This window comes from uncultured Chitinophaga sp. (assembly GCF_937874145.1).
Classification (GTDB): domain Bacteria; phylum Bacteroidota; class Bacteroidia; order Chitinophagales; family Chitinophagaceae; genus Chitinophaga.
Genome location: NZ_CALNBI010000226.1, coordinates 1 through 21,481, shown reverse-complemented (window position 1 = coordinate 21,481; position 21,481 = coordinate 1). Strand labels below are relative to the sequence as shown.

At 55.1% G+C, this 21,481-nt stretch carries 12 protein-coding genes and 1 pseudogene; 10 read left to right on the top strand and 3 right to left on the bottom strand.

Annotated features, from left to right (window positions below; all coding sequences use genetic code 11):
- Positions 1 to 267 precede the first annotated feature (267 nt).
- The 3 genes from Q0510_RS10905 to Q0510_RS10895 all read right to left on the bottom strand — a co-directional run bounded on the left by Q0510_RS10905 (position 268) and on the right by Q0510_RS10895 (position 5,293).
- Entirely contained in the window at positions 268 to 1,485 is a 1,218-nt protein-coding gene (locus Q0510_RS10905; protein WP_298711137.1) for a sterol desaturase family protein, read from the bottom strand.
- Between the two features lie 95 nt (positions 1,486 to 1,580).
- Complete coding sequence (locus tag Q0510_RS10900; protein ID WP_298711135.1) at positions 1,581 to 3,974, bottom strand: glycoside hydrolase family 31 protein; 2,394 nt, start codon at positions 3,972 to 3,974, stop codon at positions 1,581 to 1,583.
- 278 nt (positions 3,975 to 4,252) lie between these two features.
- Entirely contained in the window at positions 4,253 to 5,293 is a 1,041-nt protein-coding gene (locus Q0510_RS10895; RefSeq protein WP_298711129.1) for a YCF48-related protein, read from the bottom strand.
- A 108-nt stretch (positions 5,294 to 5,401) separates the two neighbouring features.
- Between Q0510_RS10895 and Q0510_RS10890 the strand changes: the two genes are divergently transcribed.
- The 10 genes and pseudogenes from Q0510_RS10890 to Q0510_RS10845 all read left to right on the top strand — a co-directional run.
- Positions 5,402 to 8,527: a sensor histidine kinase gene (locus Q0510_RS10890; RefSeq protein ID WP_298711127.1), complete on the top strand. Its 3,126-nt coding sequence runs from the start codon at positions 5,402 to 5,404 to the stop codon at positions 8,525 to 8,527.
- 84 nt (positions 8,528 to 8,611) lie between these two features.
- The gene (locus Q0510_RS10885) at positions 8,612 to 9,241 is read left to right on the top strand and encodes a response regulator transcription factor (protein ID WP_298711125.1); all 630 of its coding nucleotides are present in this window, start codon (positions 8,612 to 8,614) and stop codon (positions 9,239 to 9,241) included.
- 145 nt (positions 9,242 to 9,386) lie between these two features.
- A complete protein-coding gene (locus Q0510_RS10880; protein ID WP_298711122.1) occupies positions 9,387 to 9,950 on the top strand; it encodes a sigma-70 family RNA polymerase sigma factor in 564 nt (187 codons plus the stop codon).
- A gap of 66 nt (positions 9,951 to 10,016) precedes the next feature.
- Entirely contained in the window at positions 10,017 to 11,096 is a 1,080-nt protein-coding gene (locus Q0510_RS10875) for a FecR family protein (RefSeq protein WP_298711119.1), read from the top strand.
- 145 nt (positions 11,097 to 11,241) lie between these two features.
- Positions 11,242 to 15,021 (top strand): SusC/RagA family TonB-linked outer membrane protein, encoded by a 3,780-nt coding sequence (locus Q0510_RS10870; protein WP_298711116.1) that lies wholly within the window; start codon positions 11,242 to 11,244, stop codon positions 15,019 to 15,021.
- An 18-nt stretch (positions 15,022 to 15,039) separates the two neighbouring features.
- A pseudogene (locus Q0510_RS10865) lies at positions 15,040 to 16,686 on the top strand (SusD/RagB family nutrient-binding outer membrane lipoprotein).
- 1,016 nt (positions 16,687 to 17,702) lie between these two features.
- Positions 17,703 to 19,601: a DNA topoisomerase IV subunit B gene (locus tag Q0510_RS10860; RefSeq protein ID WP_298711113.1), complete on the top strand. Its 1,899-nt coding sequence runs from the start codon at positions 17,703 to 17,705 to the stop codon at positions 19,599 to 19,601.
- A gap of 27 nt (positions 19,602 to 19,628) precedes the next feature.
- Positions 19,629 to 20,483, top strand: coding sequence for a DUF1835 domain-containing protein (locus Q0510_RS10855; RefSeq protein ID WP_298711110.1), 855 nt, complete (start codon positions 19,629 to 19,631; stop codon positions 20,481 to 20,483).
- 3 nt (positions 20,484 to 20,486) lie between these two features.
- Positions 20,487 to 20,888, top strand: a complete 402-nt coding sequence (locus Q0510_RS10850; RefSeq protein ID WP_298711108.1) for a hypothetical protein — start codon at positions 20,487 to 20,489, stop codon at positions 20,886 to 20,888.
- Positions 20,889 to 20,913: 25 nt separating this feature from the next.
- A partial coding sequence (locus Q0510_RS10845; protein ID WP_298711105.1) for a DNA gyrase subunit A occupies positions 20,914 to 21,481 on the top strand: 568 nt, incomplete at its 3' end.

Below are 21,481 nucleotides of genomic sequence, written 5' to 3'. Positions count from 1 at the left end.
TGGTGTGTTCGTATTTCGTTTCACAGGTTTCGTATTCCCAAAAGCTGTGGATGAAATCCGTCAAAAATCCTTTTGGTTTAATTTCCCGGTATTTCATTGTGATGGAGTCGCAGACTAAATTACAAAATAAAGTGGCGCCGGATAAATTGTAGTGAGCTGGGAATGACCGTTGATTTTCTTGCTATTTGATTGAAGCCGCGGATGGAATCGAACCATCGTAGAAGGCGGGAAGCCTCTGCCTGTCCTCTCGGCCACGCGGCAAGATTTTTAGGGCTGAAACAGCCATCGCTGAACGGATTCCCTGATCCGGGTAAAGTAAAAAGTTAGCAGCGTTGCTGCCGATAAAATACTTACATACACATACAGGTGCCGGAAGTAGAACATGCAGGCGAAAGCCAGCAGCATGACGCGGGCATATTCAAGGTAGAAGAACCATTTTTTCTGTTCGAGGATGGCGCCGGTGTTGACCAGGCTCAGCAGCACGAAAAGCACGGCGAAAACCGCCAGTCCCGCGGGCACCCAGGCTTCCAGCAGCATCACCGTAAACAGGACTGTAATACTGAAAATCGTTTGGATAACGATATACACCCGCTGCCCCCGCGTCTGCTCCCGCGCATGCGCTTTTCGCAGCCAGCGCGCCTCCAGCTCACCCCGGATGTTGGGGTCAATGTCGTCGGGTTTGCCGAAGATGACTTTCCACCGGGCCCTGAAGCCCCGCGCCCTCGCAAAAGCGGTAGCCAGTTCCAGCATGAAATGAAATTGCTGCCACAGGAAACTGTAACTCCCCAGCGGTTTGGTGAGGCCGTACACAGGAGGTATTTCTTTCTTTTCTTCGACGAACGTCCCGAATATTTTGTCCCAGATGATGAGCACGTCGCCATAATTTTTATCGAGGTACGCTTCGTTGGACGAATGGTGCACGCGGTGGTGGCTCGGTGTCACCATGAAATACTCCAGCCAGCCCAGCTTGCCGATGGTGCGCGTATGGATGAAAAACGGGTACAATCCATGCACGAGCAGGAGGGAAGTGATCATCGCCGGCGGAAACCCCGCGAGCGGCAATACCGACCAAAACAAGGAGCGCGCCGCCGACTGGAAGACCGTTATCCTGGCAGACACGGTGTAGTTGAAATCCTCACTCTGGTGATGCACCACATGCGCCGCCCACAGCACATTCACTTCATGCGCCAGCCGGTGATACCAATACCACACGAAATCCGTAACGAAAAACAACAAAACCCAGGTATACCACGCCGGACTGATCTCCCATATCGCGAAATTCCGGTAGATCCAATCGAAGAAGAAGTAAAACAATCCCGTCACAAACACGTCCAGCAAACGCTCCGCAATGCCGGTATTGAGGTTGGCGACAGATTCTGCAAAATGGAAATAATTGCGCCCGGTACGGCGGCTTACCAGGTACTCCAGGCCGATAAACAGCAGGAATCCGGCAATGGACAGGGCGATCCAGTTGAGATGTTGCATAAGGTCTGTTAATTAGTATGGCATGTCTATAAAAACAGTAGACAAATAAACCTAAAAAAAGCGAAACGGCAAAATCCGTTTCGCTTTGATGTATCTTATCGGAGAACGATCTCTTCGAAATTACGCGGCAGCTGGATCTCGACGATGGCAGCCTGCAGCGCCTCGGCGGGAAGCTCATGCGCCACGCCATCCACCACGCAATTCGTGGGACGGAAAGGCAGCCCGTGGATCTTCAGGCGGTGGTGGCGGTAATCCGCTTCAAAACGGCCCACGAACTTTTTCTTCAGGCGGAAAAGCCCTGGTTCAGACGCCTGCTTGAACCGCACCAGGTTATACTGGCCGGTTTTATACGCGTAATGGTCGCCCGCATCCTCGTACAGGATGCTGTGCGTTATCCCTTCACCGTAATACACCTGCAAAATCATCTCCTCCACCTTGCGCTGGCCCACCCATTCCATATCGGGGTACTGGGGCACCACGGCGCCGGCTTTCACGAAAATAGGCATTTCAGACAGCGGAGTAGGGATCGTTACCGCCTGTTTGCCGGCATAACGCGCATCATTGAAATAGTAATACCAATTCCCCTCGGGCAGGTACACCGATTTCTCCTGCATGCCTGCTTCGCTGACATGGCTGATCAGGATGCTGTCGCCCAGCAGGAACTCATGGTTGAGGTCATGCGTATTGGCATCGTCCTGCGCTACGAAGGCGAGGGGCCGCAGCATCGGCGTACCATATGCCGCATATTGCCAGAAAGTGGTGTAGATGTAGGGGAGAAGCCTGTACCGGAGCTGGATGAACGATTTGATCACCGCTTCAAATTCAGGGCCGAAGCTCCAGGGCTCCTGGTCGAAGCCGGTATCGTTACTGGCCGAATGGGTCCTCATCAGCGGATGGAACGCTCCCAGCTGTATCCAGCGGGTGTACAGCTCGCCGGAAGGCTCGCCGATAAAACCGCCGATATCACTGCCCGCAAACGAAAGCCCGGATACGCTTAACCGCTGGCATTGCACGGAGGCCAGCCAGAGATGCTCCCAGGTGCTCATGTTATCGCCGGTCCAGACGCTGCTCCAGCGCTGCGTGCCGGAATAAGCCGAGCGCGTGATGACGAAGGGGCGCCTCGGCATGAGGTGCTTCTTCAATCCCGCCGCGGTAGCCTTGCTCATGAGGTGACCGTAAACGTTATGGGCCTTGCGGTGGCTCACGTTTTCGCCATCGTAGTCGTGCCGCACGTCTTCCGGGAAAGTCCCCAGTTCAAACACCGCCGGTTCGTTCATATCGTTCCATACGCCCCGAACGCCGTAAGCCGTCAGGTCCTGGAACAGCCCTGCCCACCACTCGCGCACTTTGGGATCGGTGAAATCCGGGAACGCGCATTTGCCGGGCCATACATCGCCTTCCATAAGGGCGCCGTCGGCCCGCTTGCAGGCGTAGCCTTTCTGCACCAGCTCCTGGTAAATGGGATATTCCGGGTCCACCTTAATCCCCGGGTCGATGATCACGACGGTTTTAAAACCATCATCGGCCAGGTCTTTCAGCAGTTTTTTCGGGTCGGGGAAGCCCTCGTTGCTCCAGGTGAAGCAACGGAAGCCGTCCATATAATCGATATCGAGGTAGAGCGCGTCGCAGGGGATGCCGCGCTGGCGGAACTCTTTGCCGATCTCGCGGACGCGGGTATCGGGGAAGTAGCTCCAGCGGCACTGGTGGTAGCCAAGGGCCCAGAGGGGCGGTAATTCGGCCGTTCCGGTGATGCGGGCGTAGGATTCTGCTACTTTAAGCAGTTCGGGGCCGTAAATGAAGTAATAGTTCATCTCGCCGCCGCGTGCCCAGAAGCTGGAAGCGTCTTCGCGCTCGCTGCCGAAGTCGAACAGCGTGCGGAAGGTATTGTCGAAGAAGATGCCGTACCCTATGCCGTTGTGCAACCCGTAATAGAACGGGATATTCCGGTAGAGGGGGTCTGTGTCTTTGGCATAACCATAGGCATCCGTCCCGAAGTTTTCCACGCGTTTGCCGCGCAGGTTGAGGTCGGTGGGCTTGTCGCCCAGCCCGTAAAATGCTTCCCCTTCCTGGATGAGCTTGGTGCAATACACGATTTTTCCGCCTTTCTGGAGGTAATACTGCCAGTGGAAGCCCGTTTCATCCTGGTTGATGATCCGGCCTTCGGTGTCGGTGATGGTGATCCGGAGGTTTTCCCGGGCCACGAACACCCTGATGGCGGTAGTGTAGATTTCGAAGGACTCCTGCCATTCGCGGATATCGAAGCTTTCGGGGGATTCTTCCAGTTTTTCGCTGAGCGCGTAGGAAAAATCCCGCTGAAACTGGCCGTCGGCCGCATACCGGAACCGCACGATCTTGTCTGATATCACCCTGATTTCCAGGATAGTGGCGGAGGTATAGAAGTAGAAATAGTTGCCTTCCTTTTTCCAGGACTGAATGTTGTCTGGGTAATGTTTGACCGAGTATTTACCCGAAGATGTTGCCACTTGCATCGTGCCGATCTGTTTCTTTTACTGATAAATGCCGCGGCCGCTCTGGCGGGCCGCATTCCATCTAAATTAATTAAAAATTGCTTTTTACCTGCATTAAACAGGGCAATTCCCGCTTTTACAAAAAAAATCCCTGTATTGGCGAGATTGTCCGGAATAATTGCAGTGGGATGGTTTAACTTGTAGTAAATGTACTTTTTGCTTTAACCTATTGTTCCGGTTGTGATACAATAAGCGTATTGTAACAGGGCGTCCTTTCCAGGGCGCCCTTTGCATACCGGCTACATCCCCCTCAATATCGCGATCCTGCCGTTCGACCCGGCCAGGTACACCGCTTTCCCGTTTTTCGCCTTCCGTACCGCATGGTATCCCTCGCCGGGGAGCGCCCGCCAGGTCTGGCCACCGTCGGCCGACCAGTCGGTACCTGCCGGACCGGTACATACCAATGTCTTCCTATCTATGTATTCCACCGCGGAGCGGTAACCCCTTGGTGGCGCCTGCACGGGCGACCAGGTAAGCCCGCCGTCGGCCGTAATGAGGCAATTGCCCTTCACTACTTCCGGCTTGAGATAATCGCCGCCTACGGCAATGCCTTGTTTATCAGTGACAAATGCGAAGGAGAAGATACCGGTGGATGATTGGCCCTGTGTGGCCGGCCACTCCGTTTCCCGCCATTTGCGCCCCTGCAGCCGGTAGAACCTGCTGTGGGTACCCCCGGTCGCGAAAGCCGGCTGCCCTCCCGGGAGTGCCCGCAAAGTGGTGCCGCTGGCCGCAAAAATAGCCTCCGCGGAGTCGGCAGCGGGCATGGGGAGGTTGTACCAGGTTTTCCCGCCGTCGGGCGTTACCAGGCCTTTAAAGCTGCCGCCCAGCGGGTCGCCGGCGATGTATCCCTTGCGGTCGCCGTAAAAGTCCATGGCATCCAGGAAAATGGCGGAATCGGCGTTGAAATAGACCTGTTCCCAGTTTTTCCCGCCGTCTTCCGTCAGCATCACCTTCGCCGGGGAGGCGATCCCCATCACGATGGCCCTGCTGCCGGAGAACCCTTCCACGTCCCGGAAATCCACCGAGTCGCAGCCGGGAATGGAGAACCAGGTCCAGGTTTTGCCCCCGTCCGCCGTGCGCCCCGCTTTACCCTGTGTGCCAGACACCCACGCCACGCTGTCGTCTACTACGCTCAGCCCCCGGATGCTCCCGATCGGCGCCGTCACCAGCGCTTCGATCCTGGGCTCGCGGGGCGCTTCCGCCAAAGCCGGGGCCTGGGCGGAAAGGGAGTGGCTCAACGTCGTTGTCGCGGCCAGGATGGCCAGCATTCGAAATCTCATACAAGCTGCTTTTCCGGCAATAATAATGAAGAAAAATGCAAATTCGTTACAAAGTGCAGATGAGAATTATATATTTGCAAACCTCGTAAGACATATTTATATAACCCGATGCGATTATTTCATCAGACCGGCATCCTTGTATTCTGCACTATCCTGGCATACCTGACTTCGGCTTCCGCCCAGGAGCGCAGTTATAATTTCGATGCCTACAGCGTCGATAACGGTCTTTCGCAGAACAGCATCGGCAGCATCATCCAGGGGCCGGAAGGTTTTCTCTGGATCTCCACTTTCGACGGCGTGAACCGGTTCGACGGATACGTTTTCAACGAATTCCGTACCAATCCCGCGCAGGAGCGGCCCGAAAAACTCACCGAGCGCGTCGTGTACCCATCTTCCGCCTTCCTCGGCAGGGCGGTGGTGAAGAGCTTCGGGCTCCACGGCACCAGGAACCACCTCTTTTACCTCGACCAGCACGACCGGATGTTTATCGCGCACAACGGCGGTATCAGCCTTTATGACAGCTACAAAGGTAATTTCACGCTGGTATTCGCCGACAGCATGTACGTCAACGAAGCGGAGCGCGACTTCCTCCACAAGTTTAAAATCCTCGGCGAAGACCCCGCCACGCAAACGCTCTGGGTCTGGCGCCCGGCCAAAGGGCTCTACCAGCTCAACAGCAACACTTTCGAGCTGAAGAAGATCATCCACTATCCGCCGGCATACGCCAAAGCCAACAAGATCCCCCAGGCCGTGGTGATGCAGGATAGTTACATCTGGCTCTGCTTCGACGACGAGCAGCTCTACCGGATGGACATCCACACGGCCCGCCTCACTACCTACTGCCTGCCCACGCTCAGCGGCAAGCCCGCCATCCGCCCCCTCAACAGCGATTCGCTTTTGGTGGTCAGCAACGGCCATATCACCATATTCGACACGAAGCGCAACCGCTATTCCGATACTAAGTTTTCCATCTTCAATGAGCTCCAGGAGCCCTTCCTGCCCACGGCCATCGAGCTGGACGAGCGCGGCAACGCCTGGATCGGCGGGAATAACGGGGTGCTCGTGTACAGTATCGATAACCACGAGATCATCAATCACATCACCAGTTTCAACGCATTCGAAACCAATTCTTTCAACAAGATCGTAGCGCTTTACCGCGACCGCGGCAATAACATGTGGGTGGGCACCGACGGCGACGGGCTCAAGAAATACGCTCCCAACAAAAAGGTGTTCAGCCTTTACCGCTCGCCGCGCATCTCGCACAACATCGTCAAATCCGTATACAAGCACGACGACGGCCGCCTGTACGTAGGGCTGCTGCAGGACGGGCTGGATATCTACGAAAAAGGAGGGAAGTACCTCAAGCGCATCTCCAACGAAGACATGCCCGGGCGCTTCCCCGCCAATAACCTCCACGCCATTTGCCGGGAAGATTATGAAAGCCTGTGGTTCCACTTCGTGAAGGGCGCCATCGGGTTGTTCGACGTTAAAACCGAACATTTCCAGGACCTCACGCCCAAAGTGGGGGCACTCGGCCTGCCGGACCAGCTGGTGATCTATCCCTTCGTCAACAAGCGGCCGAACGGGGAAACGTATTTCAACTACGGAGAATACCTCCTCAAATTCAGCAGTGCCGACAAGGGAATGACCGCCGCGATCGTGCACCGGTTCGATAGCGAGCAGCTGACCTGCTTCTTCGAGGATTTCTGGGGGAACCAGTACGTGGGCACCAAATCTTCCGTCTACTGCCGGAAAGCGGACGGCGTGAAATGGGAAAAGATCAACCTGTGGATTAAGGACGTGGAGATCAAATCCATCAACAAAAACGCGCATAAACAGCTGCTGCTGGCCACCAACAAAGGATTGCTGGTGCTGGACGAAGCCAACCGCAAGCTGAAGCATTATAACAGTTACGACTATCCCGGCATGGTGAGCGATTACGTCTACGCCGTGTTGCTCGACGATAAAGACAATATGTGGATCAGCCACAACCGCGGGCTGACGCACATCCGCCAGAACGGCGATAACCTCGTGACCTACAATTTCGAAGACGGGTTGCAGAGCAACGAATTCAATACGGGAGCATATTTCAAGTCGATGGACGGCGAGTTGTTCTTCGGCGGGATACGCGGGGTCACGGGCTTCTATCCCCGCAACTTCCGCAATAACCCCTGGGTGCCGAAGGTCATCATCAAGCGGCTGGAGGTGCTGGATAAGCCGTACCAGTCGGATACGGTGATTTCCCTGATGAAGCAGGTGGAGCTGCCGTACAACCAGAACACGATCGCCATCGAATACGTACCCCTGGAATTCACCAATCCGTTGAAGAACAAGGTGCAGTACATGCTGGAAGGGGCGGATGAGGATTGGCTGATGGCGGGTAACCAGAGCATGGCGCGGTATACCAACCTCGCGCCCGGCACATATTTGTTCAAGGTGAAAGCCTGCAACAACGATGAAGTCTGGAATACGGAGCCTACGACGTTGCAGATCGTGATCAGGATCCCGTTCTGGCAGTCGCTGTGGTTCCGGTTTCTGCTATTGTTACTGGTATTAGGTATAGCTTACTATTTCTCCGCGCTGTACCTTGATTACAAGATCCGGAACGAGAAACTGAAGCTGGAAAAGGAACAGGCGGTAGACCAGGAGCGGGCGCGCATATCGAGCGATATGCACGACGATCTGGGGTCGGGGCTGTCGACCATCCGGCTGCTCAGCGAGATCGCGAAACGGAAGATCAAGGATACGGGGCAGACGAAGGAGATCGAAAGGATTTCCGAAGCGGCGGGCGAGCTGGTGGACAAGATGAGCGAGATCATCTGGGCCATGAATTCCTCCAACGATTCGCTGGCCAATCTCATCGCTTACATGCGGAGCTTTGCGGCCGATTTCCTGGAGCATGCGCACATCCAGCACCACTTTATCATTCCCGAAAGCATACCCAACGTGAAACTGAGCGGCGGCACCAGGAGGCATATTTACCTGGCCGTGAAAGAATCGTTGCACAACGTCGTGAAGCATTCGCAGGCCACGGAAGTGATCATCGAAGTGAAAGTGTTTAAAAATATGACGATCATGATCAAGGACAACGGGAAGGGCTTCGACCCTGAAAAGGTGCGCCTGTTCGGCAACGGACTGAAAAATATCGAGAAGCGGATGCAGCAGGTGGGCGGGCAGGCCGACATCATTTCCCAAAACGGGACGACAGTTTTCTTAGATATACCATTAAATTAATCTACATTTACTTTTTATAACATTTTGGTGTTATGACATTAAAACGAAATGATGGTATATTCGAAAAAAAAGCTACAAAATAGCATGGATATCATCTCTGTGGCTATTGTTGAAGACAATCACGATATCAGGTCGGCCATGGAGTTGTTGATCAATGGTTCTGAAGGATATGCGTGTATTGGAGCTTTCAACAATGCGGAAAATGCGCTTGAAAAGATTCCTCAGTTGTTACCCAACGTGGTGTTGATGGACTTTAACCTGCCGGGCATGAACGGCATCGAATGCATCACCCGGCTGAAGGGGGAATACCCCGATATGCAGTTCATGATGCTGACCGTGTATGAAGACGACGACAAGATCTTCATGGCCCTGGAAGCGGGCGCCAGCGGTTACATCCTGAAGAAGACCTCGCCCGGCGAATTGCTCGATGCCATCCGCGACCTCCACGAAGGGGGCTCGCCCATGAGCTCGCAGATCGCCAGGAGGGTGGTGGCTTACTTCCAGAAGCAGGCCAAACCCAATCCCGCCCTGGAAGCGCTGACTTCCCGCGAGAAAGAGATCCTTGACCAGCTGTCCAAAGGCTTCCTCTACAAGGAAATCGCCGGAAACCTCTTTATCAGTATCGAAACCGTGCGCCGCCACGTCCACAATATTTATGAAAAGCTGCATGTTCGCAGCCGGACGGACGCGGTGAATAAATATTTTAACCGTTAAAGGTTGACTATTGCCATTTTTGAAGGGCCCCCTGCACCAGGGGGCCCTTTTTCTTATCCAGCCTAAAAAGCATGAAGGAATGACACGATAGTATTAGGAAAAAAACAACTATTGTCTTACATTCATGTTCTATTTCCCCCTCTGTTTGAGCGCATTAGACCACGATATGGATTGGATCCGGATGAAAAGCGGCGACCTCTCCGCGTTTGAACGCATCTATCGTGCGCACGTCAGGCCCATGATGCGGTACGGCCTCAAAATCACCGACGATCCCGCACTGGTACAGGATTGCATCCAGGACCTCTTCGAGGAAATATGGAACACCCGCCAGCATCTTTCCGACACGCCCTACCCTAAATTTTACCTCCTCCGCGCCCTGCGCAATAAACTTTTGCGCCATCTGTCGAAACAATCCTTCGTCCGCAACGGCGAACTGAACCTGGCTGCCGGCGAGCTCATGTCCGGCTACGTGGAACTGGATATCGTGGCCCGTGAAACGGAAAACCACAACCGCCAGACCCTCCGCGAACTGCTCGACGGGCTGCCCCTCCGCCAGCAGGAAGCCATCCACCTCCGTTTTTACCATAATATCCCCTACGAAAACATCGCCGAAATGATGGACATGAATTACCAGTCGGTCCTCAACCTCGTGCAGCGCGCCCTGAAATCCCTCCGCAAAGGCTTCTCCCTGAAATCTCCGCGCACTTAAAAAATATTTCTCCAAAAGTGAGTATCCCGCACCGGAAATCTCCATTACTGGTTATACACGCTCCGCATGGAACCACAGGAAGATAAACTGGAAGCGCTTTTGCTCGATAACCGCTTTGTGGACTGGGTGACAGACCCGGGCAGCAGGTATGCGTCGTATTGGGAAGCCTGGGCCGCGGAAAGCGCCGAAAACGCCGCCGCTGTAGCCAGCGCCCGCGCGATGGTGCTGGAGATCGGGGTGGAAGAAGAGTTTGAAGGGGAAGAAATGTCGGAAGACAATGTAGATGCACTCTTTGGCAGAATACGCGAAGGCATCGGCGCGGAAGAGAAGATCGCCCGCATAAAGCCCCTGGGCTGGATGGCCGTCGCCGCGTCCATCGCCCTGCTGCTGGCCGCCGGAGGATGGTTGCTGCTCAGGAACGGGAATGCGCCTTCGAAACAAACGGCCGCCGGCAGCACGGAAAGGCATTCCCCGGAAGTGGTCCGCTTTAACGGCAACTCAGGCAGCCAGGCGCTGTTTTTACCCGACGGGTCCAAAGTGGTCCTGGGCAAAGGGGCGCGCATTGCCTACAGTTTATTGATGGATGGCAGCAAAAGGGAAGTGAAACTGAGCGGTGAAGCGTTTTTTGACGTAGTCCCCAACCCGCAGCAGCCCTTTTATATTTATACAGACAAGATGGTGGTGAAGGTGCTGGGCACCAGCTTTATGGTGAAGGCTTCCGGGAAAGAGGAATCCGTTGCCGTGAACACGGGTAAAGTATCGGTGTACCTGAAAGGGCAGGACCTTGAGCAATCCGCCGCCAGCATCGTGATGCCGCGGCAGGTGTGCCGCTACGAAGCCAGCCTGCAGGAGCTGGTGACGGAAAGCTACGAAGGCGCCTTCGCGCATGTGGCCGAACTGGAGAAACTGAAGCTCCTGGCCTTTGAAGAAGCACCCGTAGCCGATGTGCTCCGCGCACTCGAAACGCATTACGCCATCCCCATCAAATTCGATCCGGAGACGTTTAAAGATTGCTATATAACGCTGACGCTTGGAAATGAAAGCCTGGAAGAGATTTTAAAAGTAATTACCAGGACTATCGACGCTTCGTATACCTTGAGCACTTACGGCATATTCGTCGAAGGCGGCGGATGCCACGAACAATGAAATAGATTATAAACCACAAATTAACAAAGACAACCAAAACGAAAGCATGCGGCTGACCGGAGCCTCCGGCACGGCTATGCCCTGCAGCAGAATCCCCTGCAGGCCCGGCATGCACCTTTAATTACTCGCTAAATCGTTTAATGTTATGAAAGAGAGCTATTCCACTTCGAGGATGCGCGCATGCCTGCTGGGCTTGCTTGCCATCACCACCGCCTTGCCGGCAACGGCGGAGCCGGGCAGGGAACAAGGCGTGCTGGACAGGAAGCTGACCCTGTCCGTAGAGCACGAAGCCTTCCGCGGTGTACTGGAGAAGATCAGCCGCAAGGCCGATGTCAAATTCTCCTATACCCGCAACACCATTCCCGAAAAAGAAAAAGTAACCATCAAGGCGAAAGACGAAGCGCTGTCGAAAGTGTTCGACGAGCTGTTCCAGCCTTATAATATCAATTACGAAGCCATCGGCAGCCAGATCGTGCTGAAACGCCAGCGTATCGGCGCCATGGCCGGCGGCATGGATGAGATGGACGAGGCCATCGCTTCCATGGCGTTCAAGCAGGTGACGGGCGTTATCCGCGACGCGGCTACCAACGCATCTATCCCCGGGGTGACCGTAATGGTAAGGGGGACGGCGAAAGGTACGACCTCCAACGCGGAAGGGCGGTTTTCGCTCGAAGCCAACGAAGGCGATGTGCTCGTGTTTTCAGCCATCGGCTTCAAGGCGAAGGATATCACCGTTGGCGCCGAGAACTCCTATACCATCTTGCTGGAAACCGACGAAAAGGGGCTCGGCGAAGTGGTGGTGACGGCCCTCGGCGTAAAGCGTTCGCCGCGCTCGCTCGGCTATGCCGTGCAGAGCGTGAAAGGCAACGAGATCACCATCGCCCAGGCGCCCAACATCGCGCAGGGCCTGCAGGGTAAGGTGGCCGGCCTCCAGATCAGCTCCGCTTCCGGCGGCGTGGAAGGCGGCTCCTCCCGCGTGGTGGTGCGCGGCAATACCACCCTCACCGGCGATAACCGGGCGATGATCGTGGTAGACGGCGTTCCCATCAACAACGATCCCATCAACTCCAACGGCAACAACAGCGGCGGCGGCGGCCTCGGCCTGAAGCCCGGGGCGGACATCTCCAGCTATAACGACTGGGGCACCGGCCTCAACTTCATCAACCCCGAAGACATCGAAAGCGTAACGGTGCTGAAAGGCCCCGCTGCGGCGGCGCTGTACGGCGCGCGCGGCGGTAACGGCGTGATCATGGTGACCCGCAAAAAAGGCACCCAGCGCAAAGGGCTCGGGCTGGATTATTCCTTCTCCTCCCGCAAAACGCAGGTGTATGAATACCTGGATTTCCAGAACGACTTCGGCTCAGGGCTCGTAGGTTCGCTGTGGACCGCCGACCAGCAGAAACAATTCCCCGTAACCGGTGCCGGCAAACGCTACCAGATCGGTACGTATTCCGGCACAACGCAGGCAGGCGATTATAAAACCGGCGCATACGGCATGCTGCCTTACAACAACAGCACCCAGGCCTGGGACCTGTTTTCGTTCCCCAGCGGCCTGTCCTGGGGCCCTAAATTCGACAACCAGCCCATCCTCTGGTACGACGGCGTGGAGCGCCCATATTCAGCCCAGCCCGACAACTGGAGGGACTTCCTGCCCGACGGTTATGTGAACCAGCATAACGTATCGCTTTCCGGCGGCGGGGATTACGGGACCGTCCGCCTGTCGTACACACGCGACGACAGTAAGGCCAATATTCCCAACTCCAAGTACAACACCAACACCTTCAACCTCGGTTCCAGCATTAAGGTGAGCAAGATGCTGACGGCGGATGTGACGGCCAGCTATATCAGCTATTACCGCCTGAATACGCCTCCCGTAGGCTCCGGCAGTTACCTGGCGGGGATGAGCTATGCAGCTACCCGCGATTACCGGTCGGACGTGGAGAAAATGAACAACTTCACGCCCCAGGGCGCCCGCCGCGACGTTACCAACTCCAGCAACTTCCCGGCGCTGGGCACCCGCGGTTATCCTTTCTATTCCTACATGGCCAACGCCTGGTGGAATATTGAGAAGAACAACACCGAACTCCGCCGCAATCAATTGCTGGGCGGTATCAAACTGACGGCGGAACTTACCGACTGGCTGACTTTAACCGGCCAGGGAAGCATCGATAATTCCAGCGACGGGATCGAGGTGCGGGAGTATCCCAAAAACATCCAGGGAACAGACGGGGCGTATAAAGAAGCCAATTCCCGCAACCTCAGCCGCAACCTCACGGCCATGCTGCGGCTGCATAAGCAAAGCCTGTGGCACCCGGATTTCAATGCCAGCCTGACCGGTGGCGTGGAACAATATTACCGTAACGATTATACGGTGAGCGCGGCCACCAAAGGGCAGTTCCTGTCGCCGTTCGTATTTGCGCTGAAAAATGGTTCCGAACAACCTGATCCTTCGCAGGAAGACCGTTACACGAGAAAGCTGAACTCCGCCTTCGGGTTCCTGGATCTTTCCTTCCGAAATTACCTTTACCTGCAGGTGACGGCGCGTAACGACTGGTCGTCGACCCTCGCCAAGGAGTACAACTCTTACTTCTATCCTTCCGTGAACCTCAGTTATATATTCTCCGACGGGATCAGCGCCATCCGGGAATCCATGCCCTGGCTCAGCTTCGGTAAACTAAGCCTGTCGTATGCCGAAACAGGCAGCGACACGCAGCCCGCTTCTATCTTCAACCTGTTGTCGGTTAACAACGTAAACGGCCAGGCTTCCCAGACTTACCGTCCGGAGCTGAAACTACCCGACGTTAGGCCGCAACGCAGCCGCCAGTACGAACTCGGGCTGCAGTTAGGATTTATGGAGAACAGGCTGAACGTGGAACTGACGGCGTATACGATGAAGACTTACGACCAGATCCTGACGGGTACGATTCCGCAGTCTTCGGGCTTTACTTCCGTGGTGCTGAACCGCGGTTCGATGGGCAATAAGGGGCTGGAGCTCGTGATCAACGCAACGCCGGTGAGCACGAAAGATTTTAGCTGGACCATCGGGCTGAACGGTGCGCATAACACCAACAAGATCCTCGACCTGGACGAAGGCGTGGATAATATTCCCATCGGTAACTTCTTCGGCGGCAGCGGCGTTTCCACCCGTTTGAAGGTAGGGGAGAAGTACGGAACGCTGTATGGCAAAGACTTTACCTATCTGAATGGCCGGAAGGTGGTGAAGACGGCGGTGAACCCCCAATCCCAGCTGCCCCTCACGTATACGGTGAACGGCACTACCTACAACGCTGGTACGCAATGGGTGCTCACGCCTTCGGAAGTGCCCATCGGCAATGCCACTCCCTGGATGACAGGCGGTATTTCGAATACCTTCCGTTATAAGAACTTCTCGCTGTATGTACTGGCGGATGCCAAGCTGGGCGGAGATACTTACTTCGGCACTTACGCCGCGGCCATGGGCAACGGCCTGCTGCAGGAAACCGTGAAAGAGCGCAATGGCGGCGGTGTGCCGCTGGTTTATCCTGATGGCACGCAATCCAACACCGGTATCATTTTCGATGGCGTGTTCGCAGACGGGAAGGAAAATACCAACGTAGTGGCGGCTCCCTGGTATTACCTCATGACATACACTTCCTGGAACCACCTGGGCGTTCCGCGTTCCGCTTCCGTGTTCGAGAATTCTTGGATGAAGCTGCGGGAAACGGCGCTGACATACCAGCTGCCGCAAAGCGTGGTACGCAAGACGAGAGTGTTCCAGAACCTGAGCCTGTCATTGATCGGCCGCGACCTGTTCTACATTTTCACCACCATTCCGAAAGGGCTTAACCCCGAAGGCGTAAACGGTATTGGTAACCAGCAGGGCATCGAATACTCTTCCATGCCGCGGATCCGTTCCTTTGGTTTTACCGTTAAAGCCTCTCTCTAATCTCAAAACGAACCGAACATGAAAAGAATCATATATAGTTTGCTGTGCTGCGGCGTCCTGATCGGGAGCGCCTCCTGCAGAAAAGGTTTCGAAGAAATGAACAGGCCTTTCAGCGACGCAGACGAAAGCAGGGCCAGCATTCCGGGGATGTACAACGGGATGGTGGAATCCTTTACCAAATACGGCGACGATGCACTGAACGTGAGCTTGCTGTATCCCATCACCAACCAGCAGGCCTACCAGAACACCCTGGCGCCGTATGTCAACTACGCCGGCGGGTACTGGGGCCTCTATTACCCGGTGCTGCAGAACTACCGGAAGCTGATCAGCCTGATCGACCAGCAGCCCGATGCGGCGTCGTTCAGCAATGTGCGCCATATGGCGACCATCCTGCTGGCGTCGCGCACGCTGCGGATGCTGGATTACTACGGCGATATCCCTTACAGCCAGGCGGTGAAAGCCCAGGATGGCGCGATCAACTTCCGCCCCGTTTACGATAAGCAGGCCGATGTGTACAAAAGCGTGCTTGGCGATCTGAAAACCGCTGTGGACGGGCTGACCACCGCCGCGGGCCAAACCAGCATCGGGGCTTCCGAAAGCTTTTTGAAAGGCGATATAGATGCCTGGCGCAAGTTCGGCAACGCATTGCGCCTGCGTTACGCGGTACGTTTGTTCAATAAGGAAACTGCGCTAAGCTCGCAAATCATCACGGAGATCGTAGGCGGCAACCAGCCGCTGCCGGATAACCAGAATGTGGGTGTGGACGATATCTGGAAAGATAACTTCGGCCTGTGGCCCTCCAACTTCACCAACACCAACATTTTCGGAGCGCTCGACGCGAAGTGGAATTCCTACGCGGAACTGTCCATTTCCAATATGCGGATGAGCAGCAACGTATGGCAGCAGCTTTCTTCCAGCAACGACTCCAGCGGCGCGGGGATCTTCGATCCGCGTACCTACGTGTGGTTTATGACCAGCAACCGCGATAAATGGGCCCCCCAGCCGCAGGACGGCTCGCAGCCGGAAGGCGGACGGCCGTACGAAGGGGGGATGACGGCACGGAGAGCCATCGGGGCAGATGTGGGTAATAAATTCTCCGCCGTGAACTTCAACCTGGCGGCAGACCGCGTGTATTACCCGATACTTATCATTACCGAGGCAGACGTGCATTTCCTGAAAGCGGAGATCTACCAGCGTGGCATGGGCGTGGCCAAAGACATCGCCAAAGCTAAACTGGAGTATGAAGACGGCCTGCGTTCTTCCACGGAGTTCTGGTACGGCTATGCGAAGAATTCGGCTTTCTGGGCCACAAAGCCCACGCCGCAGGCATCGTGTTCGGCCGAGCCACGGTAGAGACCCTGCTCTTGCAGGTGCTGAATTTCCGACGCCTGGGTCATGGCGTACAACGGCGCCAACGACGCCGATGCGCTCCGCAAGATCGCTACGCAGGCCTGGCTCGCCACACTGTTCCAGCCCTGGGAAGCCTGGGCGATCGTGAGAAGGACCGGCCTCACGCCGAAAGATCCCAACTATGCGCCCAGCGTAGTGAACAAACTGCCGTACCCCGACGACGAGAATATCAATAACCACGAAAACTGGCAGGCGGCCACCAACGGCGCCAGTCCCGGCCAGCAGGTATTACAAAAAATCTACTGGATGCCTTAGTGCAATTCGGTCGAAATGGAGCACGATCGGGCTGCCTGCGTTTTGCGGGCAGCCTTTTTTGTGGGGGGAGGAAGAGTGGAAATAAAAGATCCGCCAGTTTCCGGGCGGATCAATTCTTTTTGCGTTTGTTTCGGGTTGTGCAGTGATCAGCGTGCTACGGGCACTTTCTGGGTGCGGACGCGCTGCATGTACTTACGGGCAAAATGTGCCAGTAATACCACGGAAGCAATGCATAGACATGCGAGTTTGAATAGTAAGCCGGTTTTCATAGGTATAGGGATTATAAGTTTACAAAAAGTTGGAAATCAAATGTGTGAGTGGTGCTCAGGATATGATCCGCCAGGATTCGAGGTGGCGGGAAAATCCGATGCAGGTGTCTCTCAGCCGGCGCATATCGCGCTGCTCACGTCTAACCAATAAGACTACTACCATTGCAATCAGCAAAACAGATACGACGATACCAATAAATACGATAGTTTTCATCAGGATATCTATTTAATAATAACAGGACAGATTAGCCGTATTCCGGGTGTAAATATAGATATTTTAATCATATAAAATATTATTCGCATAGAAATTTTATTGATTCAGAAGCCAGCCGGAAAACGGTTCATAAAATATGCATTTTTTTATACAGCGTTATGCTACGAATGGGGGATTTTGGGGCTGCGGTGAAGCGTTGGTACGGTTACAGTACGGTATCCCTACTGAATCACTACTGAGCTATTATGCATGCCGGGTGTAAACCTATTTTAGGACGTGACCGACCGGCCACCACCGCCGATCATGAATCGCTTTCTCGCGCACATGCTTCCCATTTCCTGGAAGTTACCCCGTGGATAAAACTGTTGTGGGTTGAAAATCAATGCCGAAGGTATAGTGCATAAAATCTACTTGGCATTTTCCGCGAATCCTTTATTTTTGCCAACGACCGGGTTTTGCTAAAAGATTTAGTAAGGGGCCGGGGTCAACCCCACCCCAACGGTTTAATCATCAACAGGTTAACAGTCAGACTTATGGCAGAAAACAAAGAGTTGTTCAACACCTATACGGAGGATTCCATCCGCTCGCTCGACTGGCGCGAGCACATCCGCCTCCGTCCGGGTATGTATATCGGCAAGCTGGGAGACGGGAGCAGTCAGGACGATGGGATTTACATCCTCATCAAGGAGGTCGTGGATAACAGTATCGACGAGCATATGATGGGCCACGGCAAGCAGATCGACATCAAGGTGACCGAGCACAGCGTTACGGTGCGCGACTATGGCCGGGGCGTGCCCCTGGGCAAAGTGGTGGATGTGGTGAGCAAGATCAATACCGGCGCCAAATACGACAGCAAAGCCTTCAAAAAATCGGTGGGTCTGAACGGGGTAGGAACCAAAGCGGTAAACGCCCTGTCGAGCTACTTCAAAATCACTTCCGTGCGGGAAGGGAGGATGAAAGTGGCGGAATTCGAGCGCGGGGTGCTGACGAAAGAACATAAAGAAGCGGATACGAAAGATAACAACGGTACCATCGTGACCTTCACGCCGGATGACACCGTATTCAAAAATTACCACTTCATCCCCGACTACCTGGAAAACCAGATCTGGAACTATTGTTTCCTAAACGCGGGGCTGACCATTCACTTCAACGGCCAGAAATACCTGTCCAAAAACGGCCTGCTCGACCTGTTGCAGCGCCGCACCAATCCGGACGACCTCCGTTACCCGATCATCCACCTGAAAGGGGAAGACATCGAGGTGGCCATTACGCACGAAAACCAATACGGCGAAGAGTATTACTCCTTCGTGAACGGCCAGCACACCACGCAGGGCGGTACCCACCTTGCGGCTTTCCGCGAAGCGTTCGTGAAAACCGTGCGCGACTTCTATAAGAAAGATTACGACGCCACCGATATCCGCGCATCCATCTGCGCGGCCATAGCCGTGCGCGTGCAGGAACCGGTGTTCGAAAGCCAGACCAAAACCAAGCTGGGATCGCTGACGGTCTCGGAAGGCGGGCAGTCGATGAAAGCCTTCGTGCTGGAGTTCCTCAGCAAGCAGCTCGACGATTACCTGCACCGCAACCCTGCCGTCGCCGAATCTTTAAAGAAGCGGATCGAGCAGAGCGAACGGGAGCGCAAGGAACTGGCGGGCATCAAGAAGCTGGCCAACGAGCGCGCCAAGAAGGCGAACCTCCATAACCGCAAACTGCGCGACTGCCGCTTCCACCTGAACGAGGACGCGACGGGCAAACAGAAAGAGGAACAGGAAGCCAAACAGAAAGAAACCACCATCTTTATTACGGAGGGCGACTCCGCGAGCGGATCAATCACCAAATCCCGGAACGTGGAAACGCAGGCGGTATTCAGCCTGCGGGGTAAACCGCTGAACTGTTACGGCCTGTCCAAAAAGATCGTATACGAAAACGAGGAGTTCAACCTGCTGCAGCACGCCCTCAATATCGAGGAAGGGCTGGAAGGGCTACGCTACAACAATATCGTGATCGCTACCGATGCCGACGTGGATGGTATGCACATCCGCCTGCTCATGCTCACCTTCTTCCTCCAGTTCTTCCCCGACCTGGTGAAGAACGGGCATATCTACATCCTGGAAACGCCCCTGTTCCGTGTGCGCAACAAGCAGCAGACGATCTATTGCTATAGCGAGGAAGAGAAACAGAAAGCGGTGAAGAAACTGGGCGGGAAGCCGGAGATCACACGATTTAAAGGGTTGGGAGAGATCAGTCCGGACGAGTTCGGGCAGTTTATCGGCGACGATATGCGCAAGTCGCCCATCATTCCTTCGCAGGAAATGCCGGTGCCCAAGATGCTGGAATATTACATGGGCAAGAACACCCAGCACCGCCAGGATTTCATCATCAGCAATCTCCGGTACGAGAAAGACCTGGTGGAAGAAACGGCGGAAGCTTAACGTATAAGAAGAAGACGAATACCGACAATGATATTGCATATTGTATTCGGGCAGTCGAGCATCGCCAACCTGAAGGCGGCTTTTGAACTGGACCCGCAACTGGAAGGGGAGATATTGTGTTATGAAGACGATCTGGCCGTGGGCCCGCTCTTCATCCTCGATACGCCGGACGGCCGGGCGGCACGCCGCGACTGGTGGAACGCCGTGCAGGACATTACCGTGCCGCCGCCCGCGGAAGGGGAAGTAGTTCCGCCGCCGGAAGATCCTGTCCGCAGCCTGAAAGCCCGCCTGCGGGAGGAAGAGGAACTGGTGATCTGGATCTGGGCGGGGCAGAACCCAACCGATGTTTGCGGGTATTTCTGGCTGGTGAGCCAGCTCGACCGCTTCTCGGGCCGCATCCACCTCATCTATCTCAACAACCTGCCTTTCCTGAACGAAAAGAATGGTGTATTCTATCCCACGCATCTCAGCCAGATCCTTCCGAAGGAATACCTGAAGGCGAAGAAGCTGGCGCGGGAAGTGTCATTGGCGGAATTCGAGCTCGACGGCGACGAATGGCGCCGGCTGATGAACGAGAACGCGGGCGTACGCCTGCTGGAAGGGGGTAAGAAGATCCGCGGCGAAGCGGCGACATATTATGATAAAGACCTGCTGGCCGCTACCGGCAAGGAATTCGCGAAAGCGAGCAAATCCTCGTCGGCGGTGATCGGCAAGATGAAATATCCCGTGATGGACCATTACCTGAACTGGCGGTTGAAAGAACTCGTGAAAGAAGGAAAGCTGGAAGCGCGGGGAGAATTGAAATCATTGAAAGATTACGAAATCAGGCAGCCTGGCGGCCCGGCGGAAGCTGAAGCGCCTGCCGCCGCAGAAAATGCATAACCGATGGCACAGCCAGATATCCGTCCGTTGCAGCTGGTAGGGGAAGACGACCGCGGCCGCAATTTCGAGTGGGAGTGCTTCCGTACAGGAACATTCATCCTCTGCTACCGCAACGCCGGCAGCAGCAGCGGGCAGCATTACCACCAGGGCAATTCCGATTACAAGAACCCCGAGATCCTGTATCTCCTCAGCGGCATGGCGGAGCTTCATTGGTGCCCGCTCAGCGAATCGGAAATACGGGTGGATACGGTGACGGCCCCCGCCCGCGTGGAAATCCCCGTCAATATCTGGCACCAGCTGATCGCCGTTACAGACTGTTCTTTTATGGAACTGAACACGATGGACGACGTGCACGTCGATTCCGTACGTATCTGGCGCGAGGATTTCGAAGCAGGGAAACGATAGTTTTTACTTTTTCTGAACTAAGTATATGAGTAACACACAAGAAACACCGGACGAATCACTGCATGGCGCAGCGCACGTAGACGAGAAATACAAGGACTGGTTCCTGGACTACGCCTCCTACGTTATACTGGAGCGCGCGGTGCCCGGCGTGGAAGACGGCCTCAAACCCGTACAGCGCCGCATCATGCACGCCATGAAGGAAATGGACGACGGGCGTTTCAATAAAGTGGCCAACGTGATCGGGCAAACCATGCAGTACCACCCGCATGGCGATGCTTCCATTTCAGATGCGATCGTCAACCTCGGCCAGAAAGAACTGCTGATAGACATGCAGGGCAACTGGGGCGATGTGCGCACCGGCGACGATGCGGCGGCGGCCAGGTACATCGAGGCGCGCCTGTCTAAGTTCGCGCTGGATGTGGCCTTCAACAATAAAACCACCGAATGGCAACTGAGCTACGACGGCCGTAAGAACGAGCCGCTTTCGCTGCCCATGAAGTTCCCGCTGCTGCTGGCACAAGGCGCGGAGGGCATCGCCGTGGGCCTCAGCACCAAAATCCTTCCCCATAACTTCAATGAACTGATCGACGCGT

Coding starts and splice junctions, on each gene's coding strand:
- Q0510_RS10905 (WP_298711137.1), bottom strand. CDS start 1,485: ATGCAACATCTCAACTGGATCGCCCTGTCCATTGCCGGATTCCTGCTG.
- Q0510_RS10900 (WP_298711135.1), bottom strand. CDS start 3,974: ATGCAAGTGGCAACATCTTCGGGTAAATACTCGGTCAAACATTACCCA.
- Q0510_RS10895 (WP_298711129.1), bottom strand. CDS start 5,293: ATGAGATTTCGAATGCTGGCCATCCTGGCCGCGACAACGACGTTGAGC.
- Q0510_RS10890 (WP_298711127.1), top strand. CDS start 5,402: ATGCGATTATTTCATCAGACCGGCATCCTTGTATTCTGCACTATCCTG.
- Q0510_RS10885 (WP_298711125.1), top strand. CDS start 8,612: ATGGATATCATCTCTGTGGCTATTGTTGAAGACAATCACGATATCAGG.
- Q0510_RS10875 (WP_298711119.1), top strand. CDS start 10,017: ATGGAACCACAGGAAGATAAACTGGAAGCGCTTTTGCTCGATAACCGC.
- Q0510_RS10870 (WP_298711116.1), top strand. CDS start 11,242: ATGAAAGAGAGCTATTCCACTTCGAGGATGCGCGCATGCCTGCTGGGC.
- Q0510_RS10860 (WP_298711113.1), top strand. CDS start 17,703: ATGGCAGAAAACAAAGAGTTGTTCAACACCTATACGGAGGATTCCATC.
- Q0510_RS10855 (WP_298711110.1), top strand. CDS start 19,629: ATGATATTGCATATTGTATTCGGGCAGTCGAGCATCGCCAACCTGAAG.
- Q0510_RS10850 (WP_298711108.1), top strand. CDS start 20,487: ATGGCACAGCCAGATATCCGTCCGTTGCAGCTGGTAGGGGAAGACGAC.